Source organism: Polaromonas sp. P1_G2 (assembly GCF_056405515.1).
On the sequence record NZ_JBFUBY010000738.1, the window covers coordinates 1 to 583 of the forward strand.

At 67.2% G+C, this 583-nt stretch carries 2 protein-coding genes; both read left to right on the forward strand.

Annotated elements, in window-relative coordinates; translation table 11 throughout:
- A partial coding sequence (locus tag AC1D0P_RS27290) for a hypothetical protein (protein ID WP_477679592.1) occupies positions 1–206 on the forward strand: 206 nt, incomplete at its 5' end.
- Between the two features lie 161 nt (positions 207–367).
- The coding region (locus tag AC1D0P_RS27295) for a hypothetical protein (RefSeq protein ID WP_477679593.1) at positions 368–583 on the forward strand (216 nt) is incomplete at its 3' end.

The following is a 583-nucleotide window of genomic DNA, read 5'->3' on the forward strand; positions in this document are numbered from 1 at the left end:
TCGGATGGTCGACCTTCGCCAAGCAGGTGCCGGCGGCGGTTGCGCCGTTTGCGATGTCGGCATCGCTGTCGTCGGTCGGTGTCGTATCGTCGCTCTGGCTCGTTGCGGCCGTCGGTATGGCCGCGGTGGCGGCCTTTATCGCCATCCCCGTGGCGCTCAGGCTGTCGCAGGCTCGAGCCAGCGCACCCTATACACGGACGATCTGAGCCCACCCCTGGGGTCGACGAAATGTTTCGGCCCGACGCCGATCTCCATCCATCCGAGGCCGGCTGCCCGGCCGCGGGCAACAGCCGCCCCTGCTTGATCTCGGCCCGTGCCATCAGTGTCGACATGCTCAGGACCGCGCGTCGTCGGCGACACCCTGTCCATGCTCGGCGTTCACGGCCTGACACGTCCTGGGCAGGCGACACCGTTCGGCCCCTGGTCGGCAGCAGAGATGACGACGCTTTTCTTCGACTACCTGCGCCGGGGGCGAATGAACGTAGCGCGCCTGACCTCGCGTACCGTCTCTCCCGTCGATGCCGTGCATGTCTACGAAACGCTGCTCGCCGGCCCGACCGGCGACATCGGCATCGTCTTCGAT